Origin of the sequence: Micromonospora sp. NPDC005087 (genome assembly GCF_042872965.1) — a bacterium.
Taxonomy (GTDB): domain Bacteria; phylum Actinomycetota; class Actinomycetes; order Mycobacteriales; family Micromonosporaceae; genus Micromonospora.
This window is the reverse complement of record NZ_JBIALB010000003.1, coordinates 75,664-89,561: the sequence shown is the minus strand read 5'-3', so window position 1 is coordinate 89,561 and position 13,898 is coordinate 75,664. Positions and strand designations below refer to the sequence as shown.

The 13,898-nt window shown below is 73.3% G+C and carries 16 protein-coding genes and 1 riboswitch; of the genes, 5 read left to right on the top strand and 11 right to left on the bottom strand.

Features of this window, described 5'->3' with window-relative positions:
* Position 1: 1 nt before the first annotated feature.
* From ACFYPS_RS08625 to ACFYPS_RS08610, 4 genes are all read right to left on the bottom strand, one after another.
* Positions 2–502, bottom strand: a complete 501-nt coding sequence (locus tag ACFYPS_RS08625) for a DUF6328 family protein (protein WP_354965568.1) — start codon at positions 500–502, stop codon at positions 2–4.
* A 136-nt stretch (positions 503–638) separates the two neighbouring features.
* Positions 639–1,388: an SIS domain-containing protein gene (locus tag ACFYPS_RS08620; protein ID WP_354965569.1), complete on the bottom strand. Its 750-nt coding sequence runs from the start codon at positions 1,386–1,388 to the stop codon at positions 639–641.
* On the bottom strand, positions 1,385–2,185 hold the full coding sequence (locus tag ACFYPS_RS08615; RefSeq protein WP_354965656.1) for an AAC(3) family N-acetyltransferase: 801 nt from the start codon (positions 2,183–2,185) through the stop codon (positions 1,385–1,387). The genes ACFYPS_RS08620 and ACFYPS_RS08615 overlap by 4 nt, the downstream gene beginning before the upstream one ends.
* 30 nt (positions 2,186–2,215) lie before the next feature.
* On the bottom strand, positions 2,216–3,046 hold the full coding sequence (locus ACFYPS_RS08610; RefSeq protein ID WP_354965570.1) for an alpha/beta fold hydrolase: 831 nt from the start codon (positions 3,044–3,046) through the stop codon (positions 2,216–2,218).
* A gap of 103 nt (positions 3,047–3,149) precedes the next feature.
* Positions 3,150–3,254, top strand: a riboswitch (TPP riboswitch).
* A 76-nt stretch (positions 3,255–3,330) separates the two neighbouring features.
* Here ACFYPS_RS08610 and ACFYPS_RS08605 point away from each other — a divergent pair.
* From ACFYPS_RS08605 to ACFYPS_RS08595, 3 genes are all read left to right on the top strand, one after another.
* Positions 3,331–3,921 carry an ECF transporter S component gene (locus ACFYPS_RS08605; RefSeq protein ID WP_354965571.1) on the top strand — a complete coding sequence of 197 codons (591 nt, stop codon included), beginning with the start codon at positions 3,331–3,333 and terminating at the stop codon, positions 3,919–3,921.
* 113 nt (positions 3,922–4,034) lie between these two features.
* Positions 4,035–5,450: an ABC transporter ATP-binding protein gene (locus tag ACFYPS_RS08600; protein ID WP_387323676.1), complete on the top strand. Its 1,416-nt coding sequence runs from the start codon at positions 4,035–4,037 to the stop codon at positions 5,448–5,450.
* Positions 5,451–5,461: 11 nt separating this feature from the next.
* A complete protein-coding gene (locus ACFYPS_RS08595) occupies positions 5,462–6,262 on the top strand; it encodes an energy-coupling factor transporter transmembrane component T (protein WP_354965657.1) in 801 nt (266 codons plus the stop codon).
* A 77-nt stretch (positions 6,263–6,339) separates the two neighbouring features.
* Here the strand turns inward: ACFYPS_RS08595 and ACFYPS_RS08590 are convergent, their stop codons facing one another.
* The gene (locus ACFYPS_RS08590) at positions 6,340–6,741 is read right to left on the bottom strand and encodes a hypothetical protein (protein ID WP_354965573.1); all 402 of its coding nucleotides are present in this window, start codon (positions 6,739–6,741) and stop codon (positions 6,340–6,342) included.
* 445 nt (positions 6,742–7,186) lie between these two features.
* Here ACFYPS_RS08590 and gndA point away from each other — a divergent pair, with 445 nt between their 5' ends.
* Entirely contained in the window at positions 7,187–8,629 is a 1,443-nt protein-coding gene (gndA, locus tag ACFYPS_RS08585) for an NADP-dependent phosphogluconate dehydrogenase (RefSeq protein WP_354965574.1), read from the top strand.
* Between the two features lie 41 nt (positions 8,630–8,670).
* Here gndA and ACFYPS_RS08580 read toward each other — a convergent pair whose 3' ends face one another.
* The 5 genes from ACFYPS_RS08580 to recO all read right to left on the bottom strand — a co-directional run bounded on the left by ACFYPS_RS08580 (position 8,671) and on the right by recO (position 11,768).
* Positions 8,671–9,432: a pirin family protein gene (locus tag ACFYPS_RS08580; RefSeq protein WP_354965575.1), complete on the bottom strand. Its 762-nt coding sequence runs from the start codon at positions 9,430–9,432 to the stop codon at positions 8,671–8,673.
* Positions 9,429–9,629 carry a thioredoxin reductase gene (locus ACFYPS_RS08575; RefSeq protein WP_354965576.1) on the bottom strand — a complete coding sequence of 67 codons (201 nt, stop codon included), beginning with the start codon at positions 9,627–9,629 and terminating at the stop codon, positions 9,429–9,431. The genes ACFYPS_RS08580 and ACFYPS_RS08575 overlap by 4 nt, the downstream gene beginning before the upstream one ends.
* A 199-nt stretch (positions 9,630–9,828) precedes the next feature.
* Positions 9,829–10,014, bottom strand: a complete 186-nt coding sequence (locus ACFYPS_RS08570; protein ID WP_354965577.1) for a hypothetical protein — start codon at positions 10,012–10,014, stop codon at positions 9,829–9,831.
* A gap of 69 nt (positions 10,015–10,083) precedes the next feature.
* Positions 10,084–10,884 (bottom strand): isoprenyl transferase, encoded by an 801-nt coding sequence (locus ACFYPS_RS08565; protein WP_354965658.1) that lies wholly within the window; start codon positions 10,882–10,884, stop codon positions 10,084–10,086.
* A gap of 8 nt (positions 10,885–10,892) precedes the next feature.
* Positions 10,893–11,768: a DNA repair protein RecO gene (gene recO, locus ACFYPS_RS08560; RefSeq protein ID WP_354965578.1), complete on the bottom strand. Its 876-nt coding sequence runs from the start codon at positions 11,766–11,768 to the stop codon at positions 10,893–10,895.
* A 102-nt stretch (positions 11,769–11,870) separates the two neighbouring features.
* Between recO and ACFYPS_RS08555 the strand changes: the two genes are divergently transcribed.
* Complete coding sequence (locus ACFYPS_RS08555; protein ID WP_354965579.1) at positions 11,871–12,680, top strand: DUF4097 family beta strand repeat-containing protein; 810 nt, start codon at positions 11,871–11,873, stop codon at positions 12,678–12,680.
* On the opposite strand, the gene ACFYPS_RS08550 is transcribed toward ACFYPS_RS08555, so the two are convergent.
* On the bottom strand, positions 12,667–13,788 hold the full coding sequence (locus ACFYPS_RS08550) for an acyltransferase (RefSeq protein WP_354965580.1): 1,122 nt from the start codon (positions 13,786–13,788) through the stop codon (positions 12,667–12,669). The two genes, ACFYPS_RS08555 and ACFYPS_RS08550, sit on opposite strands and share 14 nt — an antisense overlap.
* Positions 13,789–13,898 lie beyond the last annotated feature (110 nt).

Genomic DNA, 13,898 nt, shown 5'->3' with positions numbered 1-13,898 from the left:
CTCAGCTGGCGAGGGTGCGCGGGTCGTCATCGTCGTCGTCGATGTCGTCGTCCCCCCAGCTGCGCCGGGAGAACGGCAGGGCCACCCAGAACGTGAGGAACCAGAGCGCGGTCAGCGCGCTGAGCACGAACGCGATCGGCCGGTCCAGCACGAAGTCGGTGATCAGCAGCACCGCGCTGACCATGGAGATCAGCATGAAGGCGAGGCCGCCGCTGGCCATCCGGTGCGCGAACCGGACCAGCTCCGGCTTACGCCCCTGCCGGAACAGCGCCCGGTGGAACGCCACCGGCGAGATGATCAGCGCCGTGGCGGCGGCCGCGGCGAGCAGCGCGACGATGTAGACGTCCCGCTGGAACTCGGTCGTGCGACCGAACCCGTTGCTGAACGGCAGGGTGAGCAGGAAGGCGAAGAGGATCTGCACGCCGGTCTGGGCGACCCGCAACTCCTGCAACAGGTCGGCGAAATTGCGCTGCCAACGCTGCTTCTCGGTCTCCTTGGACACGCGCTACCTCCGGTGCGACGGTACTGCCGGCGGTACGGGCCGCCGCCAGCAAGGCAAGTGCCCCACCCGGTCGAGCGCGAAACAGGTTCACGACACCCCGACCGCCGCCGGGGCACCGGCCCCTCCCGGACGAGCCTCAGGAGCCGCGCCGGATGCGGCCCGCGTACCGCGCCTCCAGCGCCGTGTTGTGGGCGTCGCCGTCCGGGATGTTCGCCGACAGGTAGACCGGGGGCCGCTCCCCCGCCGCCAGCAACCTGGCCACCACCTCCACGGTGACCTGCTGGGCCAGCAGCGCCGCCGTGATCGAGGAGACCGCGCCCACCGCGCCACCGCCGGGCAGCGGCAGCGTCGCGTCGCCGTACGGCGCGCCGTTGTCGAGCACCACGTCGGCGAGGTCCGCCAGCTTGCGCCCGGACGGGTGGCGGGAGGTCATCCGGCCGGAGTGCTGTGCGGAGGTGATCGCCACCAGTCCGTGGCCATGCTGCTTGACCAGCGTGGCGAACTCCACCATCGCGCCGTTGACCCCGGAGTTCGACGCGAGCACGAAGACGTCGGTGGGTCGCACCGGGGCCAGCTCGTAGAGCCGGTGCGCCACCGCCGGGTCCCGCTCCAGCAACGGGCCGAGCCGGTCGGCCGGTTCGCCGCCGAGCAGCACCAGGTCGCGCAGCGCGATCCGGTTGGTCGGCACCAGACCGCCCGCCCGGCCGGCGATCTCCATCGCCAACGCCTCGGAGTGCCCGGTGCCGAAGGCGTGCACCACCCCGTCAGCGCGCACCGCGTCGGCGATCAGGTCGGCGGCCCGCCCCACCGCCGCCCGCTGACTCGCGGCCACCCGGCCGATCGTCTCGGTCACCACGGCCAGGTAGTCCTCGGCACTCACCGTCATGCGTCCTCCGTCGTCCGGTTGCTGGCGAGCCATTGCACTGCGAAGTCGACCGCCGCCCGCTGGCGCATCAACCTCCCGGTCCCGGTGCCGACCCGTCCGGTACGGACCGCCCCGGTCGCCTCCAGGTCCCGGCCCAACGCGTCGAAGTCGGTCTCGTCGAGCCGTACGTCCTGCCACCACACCCATTCGCGGCCACCGTCGGCGGTGCGTACCGCCGCGCCCAACTGCTCGTGGGGTGGGGCCGGACGGCGGTACTCGGCCAGGTGCAGCGAGGTGTTCACCGCGTGGTCCACACCGAGCAGCAGCACGTGGGCGTCGAGGTCGTAGAGCCGGGCCAGTGGGGAGCCCTCACCGAGCATGTCGGCCCGGGTGTGCCCGGCGACCACCTGTTCGGCGGCCGGGCCGAGGGCGGCGAACGACACGTGGGGATGGGAGCTGCGCAGCGCTCCGGGCCAGCCGCGGACCGTCTCGGCGAACACGCCCATGAATCGGCTCGGGGTGACCGCCGGATCGAATCCGGGCATCTCGGCGCGGATCAGCGGCCACCAGTCCACCGGCACCGGCGGGTCGCGCCACTGCGCGGGGTCGCTGTTGTCCGGGGTGTGGGTGGGCACCACGATCGTGCCGTCCGGGCCGAGCGCGTCGCGCAGGGCGAGCACCAGCGCCTGCGGACCACCGCAGACGAAACCCAGCTGACGCAGCCCGGCGTGCACCAGCAGCGTCCCGCCGGGGCGTACGCCCAGCATGCGCAGTTGCGCGGCGATCGAGCGCCGGGTCCCCGGCCCGCCGGCGTCCATCGTCACGGTGTGCCTCCCGACCGCCATGGCTCAGGCCGTTCCGCTGGTTCGGGCCAGGATCGCCTCGGCCAGCGGGCCCGGCGCGGCGTCCGGGATCCAGTGGCTCACGCCGGGCAGCTCGACGAAGCGGTAGTCCCCGGTGACGTTGGCGGCGCACGCCTCGGCGGCGGTCCGGCCGATGGCGATGTCCCGGTCGCTCCACACGTACGTGGTGGGCACCGCGACCGGGCCGACGCCGGCCAGGTCGGCGCGGGACATCGCCCGGTACCAGTTCAGCGCCGCGGTGAGCGCGCCCGGCTCGCGCATCGGGTCGGCGTAGTGGTCCACCCGGGACGCGTCGCCCACCCCGGTGAGCAACTTGCGCAGTGCGGTGGCGTTCCACGCCAGCAGCACCTTCTCCGCCTTGCCCGGCTTACGGAACAACGCGATGTACGACGAGCGCGCCTTCTGCTGGCCGTCGGTGGCGAGCGCGTGCGCCATGGCTGCCGGATGTGGCACGGACACCGCGGTCAACGTACGGACCCGCTCGGGGTGCCGGGCGGCCAGCGCCCAGGCCACGATCGCACCCCAGTCGTGGCCGACCAGGTGGACGGCGTCCAGCCCGAGCGCGTCCAGCACCGCCACCGCGTCGGCGACCAGTTCGGGGATCCGGTAGTCCGGGACCGCCGCCGGCCGGGCGCCCGGCGAGTAGCCCCGCTGGTCCAGCGCGTACGTGCGCAGCCCGGCTGTGTGCAGCGCCGTCGCGGCCTCGTCCCACTCGCCGGAGTGCTGGGGGAAGCCGTGCAAAAGCAGGACGGGCGCGCCGTCCGGCGGACCACCGGCGCGTACGTCGAACCTGAGACCCCGTGCGTCAACCCGCATGATCGTCAGCCTACCCAGCCGAAGTCTCCTGAACCGGACCCTGCGGCGGGACGCCCTGCTGGGCCGGTACCCCTGGTCGGTGCTAGCGTCAGCGAGACAACTTCACATCCGACAGGGGAGCGCACAGCGCTGAGAGTGCGGGCACGCCCGCAGACCCTCGAACCTGATCTGGGTAATGCCAGCGCAGGGAGTTCGGTCGACCTCCAGCCGCGCCGCCGTCCGGTGCCACCGGGCGCGCGGCGTGCGTCTTCTCCTGGTTCGCAGTCAGAACTGGGAGCATTCACATGAACCACAGCGACACCAACCGCTGGCGCACCATCGACATCGTGGTCGCCTCGGTGATCGCGGTCGCCTTCGGCGTCATCTTCTGGGCCTGGGGCCTGGTCTGGAGCGCCACCGAGGGGGCGTTCGCCTTCTTCCCGCCGGCACAGACGCTGATCTACGGCGTCTGGCTGATGCCGGCCGTGGTGGGCGGCCTGGTCATCCGCAAGCCCGGCGCCGCGCTCTACTGCGAGACGGTCGCCGCGGTCCTCTCCGCGCTGCTGGGCAGCCAGTGGGCCGGCACGGTGATCCCGCAGGGCATCGTGCAGGGCCTCGGCGCCGAGTTGGCCTTCGCGGCCTTCCGGTACCGCTCGTTCCGGCTGCCGACCGCGGCGCTGGCCGGCGCGCTGACCGGGCTCAGCGCCGCGCTGTTCGACTTCTTCGTCTGGAACGCCGAGTACGAGCTGGTCGACTACCGCATCCCGTACGCGCTGCTCACCATCGTCAGCGCCACCGTGATCGCCGGCGTCGGCGGTTGGGTCCTCACCCGCGCGATGGCAGACACCGGCGTCCTGGACCGCTTCCCGGTCGCCCGCGACCGCGCCGCCATCTGACCCCCACGTCTTCCCCGTTGATCAAGAGGTTTGCGTCAACAAGGGGCGGCGAACTGACGTAAACCTCTTGATCAACGACGTGAGAGCGGCCCGGGCGGGGGAAGGGGGGTGTGGTGAGCGGGGTCCAGCTACGGGGGTTCGGGTGGCGGCACGCCGGGCGGCTCGCGTGGGCCGTACGCGGTGTGGACCTGCGGGTCGAGGCTGGGGAGCGGGTGTTGTTGCTCGGCCCGTCGGGGGCCGGCAAGAGCACGCTGCTCAGCGCGCTGGCCGGGCTGCTGCCGGAGGACTCCGGCGAGCAGGAGGGCACCGTCGAGATCGATAGGCTCGACCCGCGCAAGGGTCGGGAACGGGTCGGCATCGTCTTCCAGGACCCGGAGACCCAGCTGGTGATGGCCCGTAGCGGCGACGACGTCGCCTTCGGGCTGGAGAACCGGGGGGTGCCGACGGACGCGATCTGGCCCCGGGTGGACGAGGCGCTGCGCCGGGTCGGCTTCCCGTACGACCGGGACCGGCCCACCGCCGCGCTCTCCGGCGGCGAGCAGCAACGCCTCGCCCTCGCCGGTGCGCTGGCCCTGCGCCCCGGCCTGCTGCTGCTCGACGAACCGACCGCCAACCTCGACCCGGCCGGGGCAGACCTCGTCCGGCGGGCGGTGGCCGGCGCGCTGGACGCCGACACCACGCTGGTCCTGGTCGAGCACCGGGTCGCCGAGGCGCTTCCGCTGGTCGACCGGGTGGTCGTCCTGGAGCCCGGCGGCGGGGTCCGCGCGGACGGCCCGCCCGCGGCGGTCTTCGCCGCGCACGGCGCCGCCCTCGCCGCCGAGGGCGTCTGGGTGCCGGGTCATCCCGTGGCCATCCGGCGGGCGACCGCCGCCCCCGGCGAGCTGCTGCTCACCGCCGACCGGCTCGGCCTGCCACCCCGGCTGGCCCCCACCGACCTGGCGGTACGCGCCGGCGAGGCGCTCGCTGTGCGCGGGCCGAACGGGGCCGGCAAGTCGACTCTCGCGCTGCTGCTCGGTGGGCTGCTCCGGCCGGGTGCCGGCCGAGTCACCGCGTCCGCCGAACTGGCCGGGCCGGACCACCGCACCGCCCCGCACCGGTGGCGGGCGCCCGCGCTGGCGCGACGGATCGGGTCGGTGTTCCAGGACCCTGAGCACCAGTTCGTCACCAGCACCGTCTTCGACGAGCTGGCGCTCGGCCCGCGCCGGACCGGCCAGCCCGAGGCGGCCGTCAAGGAGACCGTGGCGGGGCTGCTGGACCGGCTGCGGCTGACCCGGCTCGCCGCGGCCAACCCGTACACCCTCTCCGGTGGGGAGGCCCGGCGGCTGAGCGTGGCGACCGCCCTGGCCACCGCGCCCCGCCTGCTGATCTGCGACGAACCCACCTTCGGTCAGGACCGGCGGACCTGGCGGGAGCTGGTCGATCTCTTCGCCGATCTCCGCGACGCCGGGCACGGCGTGGTCACCGTGACCCACGACCCGGACTTCGTCGCCGCGCTCGCCGACCGCACCGTCACCCTGGAGCGATCGTGACCGGCCGCTCGATGATCAGCATCGAGCCGGTCGCCGCGCCCGGTGCGCCGCTGGCCCGCCGTAACCCGGTGGCGAAGGTCGCCGCCGCGCTGGTCTTCTCGTTCACCCTGCTGGCCACCCTGGACCCGGTGGCCCCGGCGATCGCCATCGCCGTCGAACTCGCCGTGCTGCCGCTGTTCGGCATCCGTTACGGGGTGCTGGCCCGGCGGGCCTGGCCGCTGCTGGTCAGCGCCGTCGGCATCCTGGTCACCCTGGTGCTCTTCGCCTCCGACCGGTCCGGTCGGGTCCTGCTGGACGCGGGGCCGGTGCTGGTGACCACCGGAGTGCTGCTCACCGCGCTCGGCCTGATCCTGCGGGTGCTCGCGGTCGCACTGCCCGGCGTCATCGTCTTCGCCACCACCGACCCCACCGACCTGGCGGACGCGCTGATCCAGAACGCGAAGGCGCCGGCCCGGTTCGCCATCGGGGCACTGGCAGCGTTCCGGCTGGTGCCGCTGCTCGGTCAGGAGTGGCAGATGATCAGCATGGCCCGGCGGGCGCGGGGCGTCGACGCCGGACGTAACCCGGCGGCGAAGCTGCGGCTGTTCGCCTCGACCGGGTTCGCGCTGCTGGTCGGGGCGATCCGTCGGGGCACCCGACTGGCCGTGGCGATGGACGCCCGCGGTTTCGACGCCGGCACCCCCCGCACCGTGGCCCGCCGTCAGCCCTTCGGCCTCGCCGACGGACTGCTCATCGCCGGAGCGGTCGCGCTGGCCGGCGCGGCCCTGACGGTGAGCGTGCTGCTCGGCACCTTCCGCCCCCTGCTGGGCTGAGGCTCCCCCACGATCCTGCGGTTGCCGCCCCCGCTGCGGCGGAGGCGGCAACCGCGATTCTCGCGGGGCGGGGCCGGTCAGCTGCGGCGGAAGGCGTAGCGGCGAGGTTGACCGGCTCGCTGGCTCTTGCCACCGGCGGAGCGGGCCGCCCCGGGCAGCGGCGGGCCGGCCTTGGGCGCCGCCGACCGCCCGGCCACCGACGACGCGTCGACCACCGGGGGAACGTCCAGCGCCGCCGGCACGTCGACCACCACGGGCACGTCGATCGCCGCCGGCACCTCGACGGCCGGTGGCACCCCGACCGGCCGGGCCGGCTCGACCGGTATCGCCGGCAGGGCCGACTTGACCGGCAGGGCCGGCAGGTCGGACCGGGTCGACACGGCCGGAAGCGGGCCGCGGCCGGCCGCCGGCTCGGTGCCGGGCCGCGTCAGTGCGGGAGTACGGGACGACTTCTTCTTCGGGTTGCGCCTGGCAGGCATCCGGGCCTCCTTCGTGCCGACCCGTTCCCGCGTTCCGCGGTCGGTCGGCTCGGCTGGTGACCGTCGCACCGCGACGGTCGAGAGGGAAGGGACTGCTCACCGGGGTCGGGCAGGGCCAGCACCGCCGCACGGCGGGTGGGGATGCGGGACGCCCGGGAGCGCTCGGACCGCGGCGCGGGGCGGCGGGCCGGCTCGGAAATGGGGCGTCAGTTACGCATGCCCGCACGCTATCCCGTGGGCGGGCACCGGCGCATCCGTTTTCCCCGACAGCATCGGCGGCCTGCTGGCCGACGCGCTCAACACGACGGTGACCGCGTGGAGAATCGGCTGGTCCGGGGCCGAGCGCCACCGGCCGGTGACTGGCTGTCGACGAGGCGGCCCGCTCCGCCGCGCACCGCGATACGGTCGCAGCACGGCAGTACGACGGTGAGAGGTGGCGGCACGGATGGCTGAGCAGGCGACGGCGCAGATCGGCGTGACGGGGCTGGCGGTGATGGGCCGCAACCTGGCCCGCAACCTGGCCCGCAACGGCTTCACCGTGGCGGTGCACAACCGTTCGCCGGAGCGCACCCGCAGCCTGGTCGCCGAGCACGGCGACGAGGGCACGTTCGCGGCCGGCGAGTCGATGGCCGACTTCGTGGCGTCGCTGGAACGGCCCCGCGCGGTGATCGTGATGGTCAAGGCGGGCGCCCCCACCGACGCGGTGATCGACGAGCTGGTGCCCCTGCTGGAGGAGGGCGACATCGTCGTCGACTGCGGCAACGCCCACTTCGCCGACACCCGCCGCCGCGAGGAGGCGTTGCGCGGGTCCGGGCTGCACTTCGTGGGCACCGGCGTCTCCGGCGGCGAGGAGGGCGCGCTGCTCGGGCCGAGCATCATGCCGGGCGGTTCGGTCGAGTCGTACGCCAAGCTCGGCCCGATGTTCGAGAAGATCTCCGCCCACGTGGACGGGGTGCCGTGCTGCATGCACGTCGGGCCGGATGGCGCCGGGCACTTCGTCAAGATGGTGCACAACGGCATCGAGTACGCCGACATGCAGCTCATCGCCGAGGCGTACGACCTGCTCCGGGCTGGCCTGGGCGCGGAGCCGGCGGAGATCGCGGAGATCTTCCGTGACTGGAACAGCGGCGAGCTGGAGTCCTTCCTCATCGAGATCACCGCCGACGTGCTGGCGCACCGCGACGCCGCCACCGGCCAGCCCTTCGTGGACGTGGTGCAGGACCGGGCCGAGCAGAAGGGCACCGGGCGGTGGACGGTGCAGAGCGCGCTGGACCTGGGCGTGCCGATCACCGGGATCGCCGAGGCGACCTTCGCCCGCTCGCTCTCCGGGCACGTCGACCAGCGCGATGCGGCCCATCGGGCGTTCCCGGACGCCGGCGAGAGGTGGCAGGTGGCCGACCGGGAGGCGTTCATCGAGGACGTCCGGCGCGCGCTGCTCGCCTCGAAGATCGTCGCGTACGCGCAGGGCTTCGACCACATCCGCGCCGGGAGCCAGGAGTACGACTGGGACATCGACCTCGGAGGCACGGCGACCATCTGGCGGGGCGGCTGCATCATCCGCGCCCGCTTCCTGAACCGGATCCGTGAGGCGTACGACAAGCAGCCCGACCTGCCCACGCTGCTGGTGGCGCCGTACTTCGCCGACGCGGTCGCGGCCGGCGTGCCGAGCTGGCGGCGGGTGGTGGCCGACGCGGTCCGGGCCGGGGTGCCGACGCCGGCGTTCTCGTCGTCGCTGGCGTACTTCGACGCGCTGCGCGCCGAGCGCCTGCCGGCCGCGCTGATCCAGGGTCTGCGGGACAACTTCGGCGCGCACACCTACCAGCGCGTCGACCGCGAGGGCTCGTTCCACACCACCTGGGCGGGAGACCGCACCGAGTCCCCGGCCTGACGGCCCGCCGCCTGGCCCCTCTCCCGACGTCGAGTGCGGGGTCAGGCGATGGTGGCGTGCATCTCCCAGACGAGGATCTCGGCCGGCTCGTCGGCGGTGACCCGACGGCCGCCGGTCATCGTGAGCCGGGCCGCGTCACCGGTGTCGAGCGGGCCGCTGCCCTCCAGGTTCACCGTGCCGTTGGGCACGTACAGGTGCACGAAGGGCGCGTCCGGGAGGGTGACCTCGTCGCCGGGGGCGAGTCGGGCGGCGTGCAGGGTGGCGTACCGGTTGCGGATCCGGATCGCGGATGCCCCGTCGTAGCGTTCCATTCCGGAGGCGACCGGCACGAGGCCGCCGCGCAGCAGCTCGTCCTCGATCTCCAGCTGCTCGTAGCCGGGGTCGACGCCCTCCTCGTCGGGGAGCACCCACATCTGCACGAAGTGCACCGGGTCGCTGTGCGGCTCCTGGTTGTTGAGCCGCCAGGCGTCGTTCTTCTCCGAATGCAGGATGCCGGTGCCGGCGCTCATCCGCTGGGCCAGCCCCGGGTAGATCACCCCGGAGTGCCCGGTGGAGTCCTGGTGCACGAGGGAACCACGCAGCACCCAGGTGACGATCTCCATGTCCTGATGCGGGTGGGTCTCGAAGCCGGCGCCCGGGCGGACCACGTCGTCGTTGTTGACCAGCAGCAGCCCATGGTGGGTGTTGGCCGGGTCGTAGTGCCGGGAGAACGAGAAGGAGTGCTTGGAGTCCAGCCAGGAGATCCGGGTGGCGAAGCGGTCCTCGGCCCGGCGTACGTCGACCGCTGGGGCGGACGCGGTCACCAGGCACGCTGCCCGGTGTCGGCGGACGACGGCGCCCAGGTCAGGGCCGGGTCCCCGGTGGCCAGCTCGGCGATCTCGCCGGTACGCAGCTGCGGAGTGTGGCCGAACTCGGCGCAGTGCTGCTCGGCGATCTCCGCGCAGATCTCGGCCACCTGCTCGCAGATCGGGTCACCCAGATCGGCCGCGTTCAACGCCATGATCATCTTGTACCGGAGATCCCGCACATCCCACCCCCGACCGCCGCAACCCCACCACTCTCGGACCCTACCCGCCCGCACCCGCCACAACTCCAAAACCACCACACCCCCCGCCCCCACCATGGGGGAGGGCGGGCCGAGGTGGAGATGCGGCGGTGCCGCTCGCACGGATGTGGGAGCGGCACCGGGTGGTTCGGGCTTACCAGAATCGGCGGCGCTTGGCCTTCTGGGGGCGCATGAAGTCCGCGCCCTTTGTCAGCAGCCGGGTCGCCCCGGAGGGACCACGCCGGGCCTCCAGGGTGTGGCTGAGTCGGCGGGCGCCAGCCGCGGCCAACGGCACCGCGATCGCCATCACCGCCCACTGTGCGATGCGCTTCTGGATCATGTGGGTTCACCTCCGTCAGTGGCTCCTGACAGCAGTGGTACCCAGCGTGACGTGCCGGTAAGCCTGGGCTCAGCCCACCGGGGCGACCGGGTTGGGCAGCGCGCCGCCGAACCGCCGGTCACGCTGGGCGTACAGCTCGCACGCGTACCAGAGGTGACGGCGGTCGAAGTCCGGCCAGAGCGTGTCCAGGAAGACCAGCTCGGCGTACGCGGTCTGCCAGAGCAGGAAGTTGGAGATGCGCTCCTCCCCGGAGGGGCGCAGGAACAGGTCCACCTCCGGGATCTCCGGGTGGTAGAGGTACTTCGCCACGGTCTTCTCGGTGACCTTCGCCGGATCCAGTCGGCCGGCCGCGACGTCGCGGGCGATCGCGGCGGCGGCGTCGCCGATCTCCGCCTGCCCGCCGTAGTTGACGCAGAACTGCAGGGTCAGCGTCGAGTTGCCGCGGGACATCTCCTCGGCGGTCTGCAACTCGGAGATGACGCTCTTCCACAACCGCCCGGGCCGGCCCGACCAGACCACCCGGACGCCGAGATCGACCATCTGGTCGCGGCGGCGGCGGATGACGTCCCGGTTGAACCCCATCAGGAACCGGACCTCGTCCGGCGAGCGCCGCCAGTTCTCCGTGGAGAACGCGTACGCCGACAGGTAGGGAATGCCCATCTCGATGGCGCCCTCGATGGTGTCGAAGAGGCTGTGCTCCCCCGCCTCGTGACCCTTGGTGCGGGGCAGCCCACGCTCCTTGGCCCACCGGCCGTTGCCGTCCATCACCACGGCGACGTGCTTCGGCACCGCCTCGGTCGGCAGCGCCGGCGGCCGGGCGCCCGACGGGTGCGGTGTCGGCGGCACCGGCTCACGCCGGCCGGCCCTCATCGATCGGATCACTCGGCTCTCTCCCTGTTCGCACCGTCCGCCCCGGCCACCACGTCGCCGTGCGGCCGGAGCGTCGCGGCCCCCGCGCCGCCCGGCGGCGGGACCGCGCCGGCCGCCGAGGGACCCCGGTCGACCAGCGGCAGCGAGCGTAGCGCGCGTTCCAGGTGCCACTGCAGGTGAGCCGCCACCAGCCCACTGCACTCCCGGCGCACGCCGGCCTCGGTGGCGTCGGCGATCACCCAGTCGCCGGTGGTCAGCGCGGACATCAGGTCGATGGTGGCCGGCGCGGGATGGGCCGCGCCGGGCGGCCGGCAATCCGGGCACACCGCGCCGCCGGCCGGCACGGAGAACGCCCGGTGCCGCCCCGGTGTGCCGCAGACCGCGCACGCGATCAGCGCCGGCGCCCAGCCCGCGAGGGCCATCCCGCGCAGCAGGTACGCGTCGAGCACCAGGGTGGTGGCGTGCTCGCCCCGGGACAGCGCCTTCAACGCGCCCACGGTGAGCTGGAACAGGCGCAGCGACGGCTCCCGCTCCACCGGGGTCAGCCGCTCGGCGGTCTCGGCGATCGCGCTGGCCGCCGTGTAGCGGGGATAGTCCCCGAGGAACCGCTTGCCGTACAGGTCGATGCCCTCGACCTGGCTGACGGTGTGCAGCGAGCTGCCCAGGTTGCCCTTCGGGTCGCCGGCGAGCTGAAGATCGACGTGGCCGAACGGCTCCAGCCGGGCACCGAACTTGCTGGTGGTGCGACGGATCCCCCGGGCGACCGCGCGCAGCCGGCCGTGCCGGCGGGTCAGCAGGGTGATGATCCGGTCGGACTCGCCGAGCTTCTGCACGCGCAGCACCACCGCGTCGTCGCGGTAGAGCTGTCGGCGGTACCCGGCCATCGGACCATTCTCCCTCGGGGTGTGAAATCAGGGTCGGCTCGGGGTGGATGCGCGGAGGAACCCCGATGCGTCGGGCCGATGACCGGCCGTAGCGTGCTCGCCATGGCAATGCACCAGACCACCGCCGACCTCCGCCGTCGCGCCGCCGCCCCCATCGCGCTGGGGCTGACCACCGCCCTCATCCTGCTCGCCGGGTGCGACAACCTGTCCTTCCGCCGGCTCGACTATGACAACACCGAGACGGTGAAGATCGCCACGATCCGGGTGCAGGGGGGCTCTGGCGATGTGGTGGTCCGGGGCACCGGCCCGGCCGGGCAGGCGCGGATCAAGCGGGTGGTGCGCTACCAGGGCGGCGAACCGGACAACGCAAGGTACGAGATCGAGGGCAGCGAGCTGGTGCTGGACACCGACTGCGGCTCGCGGTGCAGCATCTCCTACGAGGTGACCGTGCCGGAGGGTGTGGCCGTGCAGGGCGAGGTCGGCTCCGGCAACGTCGAGCTGAGCCGGGTCGGCACGGTGGAACTGCGGCTGGGCTCGGGCGACGTACGGGTCGCCGACGCCTCCGGCGCGCTCGGGGTGGAGACCCGTTCCGGCAACATCGACGTGAGCGAGACCAGCGCGGCCGTACGGCTGCATGCCACGTCCGGGGACATCACCGCACGTCGACTGGGTGGCACGGTCGACGCCGAGGCCAGCTCCGGCAATGTCATCGTCGAGCTGGAGACGCCCGCCTCGGCCCGCGCGCACGCCTCCAGCGGGGACGTCACCCTGCTGGTGCCGGCGGGCAGCTACCGGGTCCGCTCCAACGCCGGATCCGGTGACGAGCGGATCACCGTCGCCGACAACCCGGCCGCGTCCCTGGTGCTCGACGGTTCGGCCGGCAGCGGCAACGTCACGATCAGCGAGCGCTGACCTCGGCGGTGGCCGCGTCCCCGGCCACCCGCTGGGCCGGCACCACCGCTCGTCCGGTGGTCTCCCCGGCCGGCCCGGCTCCGGACCGGACCGCCGGGTCGGCGGGACGCGACCGGCGGCCGGGCACCAGCTCCGGCGGTCGGCGGGCGGCGATGTCCTCGACCCAGCCGACGGCCAGGGTGACCAGCCCCACCAGCGCGAAGACCAGCAGCACCCGGACGGCCAGTCCCAGCGGGTCCTGGTGGGACCAGCCGACCACGTCCACCAGCGGGGTGAGCGCCACCACGAACGGCATGTGCCAGAGGTAGACGGTGAGCGCCCGCCGGTTGACCACGGTCACCGCCCGGTCGGCCAGCCGGCTACGGCCCAGCCAGGCGATCCCCGCCGGCGCCCGACCCAGCACGATCAGGACGAACGCGGCGGACCAGAGGGCGTTGCCGAGGTGGTTGTCGTTGAGGTCGTACCCCCGTGGGCCCGGATGCGCGACGATCCAGGCCCCGCCGCCCACCGCGAGCGTCAGCGCCAGCGGGTAGACCAGCCGGCCGGCCAGGCGGCGCAGCATCCCGGCGTGGTAGGCGAAGCCGAGCAGCCACGCGCCGAAGTAGAGCCCGAACTCGCGCAGCACCGGCGGCGCCGGGTAGATCCCCGCCTCGATCGTCACCAGCAGGAGGTACGGGGCGAGCAGAGTGGGCAGCGGGGCGCGCCGGAACAGCCAGAACGCGACCGGTGAGGCGAGCACGAACCAGAGGTAGTCGCGCAGGTACCAGATGACGCTCAGCGCCAGGGCGCCCCAGTGGTTCGCCGGTGGATCGGCGATCGGGAACAGCCACAGCAGCAGCCGGGGCGACAGCGGCAGCCCGGTGATCAGCATGGCCGGTACGAAGATCACCGCCAACACCCACAGCGACGGCAGCAACCGGCGCAGCCGGCGGCCGACCGCCGCCGGTCCGGAGCGGGTCAACGAGGCGGCCATCAACGAGCCGGCCAGCGCGAACATCACGGACATGGCCGGGAAGACGAGAGTGAGGGTCGCCCACCCGGTGACGTGGTAGACGACCACCCGGACGATGGCGAGGAAACGGAGCAGATCGAGGTATCTGTTGCGCATCAGCCTGCATCTGGTCGGGGACGCCGGGCGTACCTCCCCTACCCTTCGCGGCCGCCGCGCCAAACGGTCGGCACCCCGATCAAACGTGACATTGCCCCTCAGCCCGACCG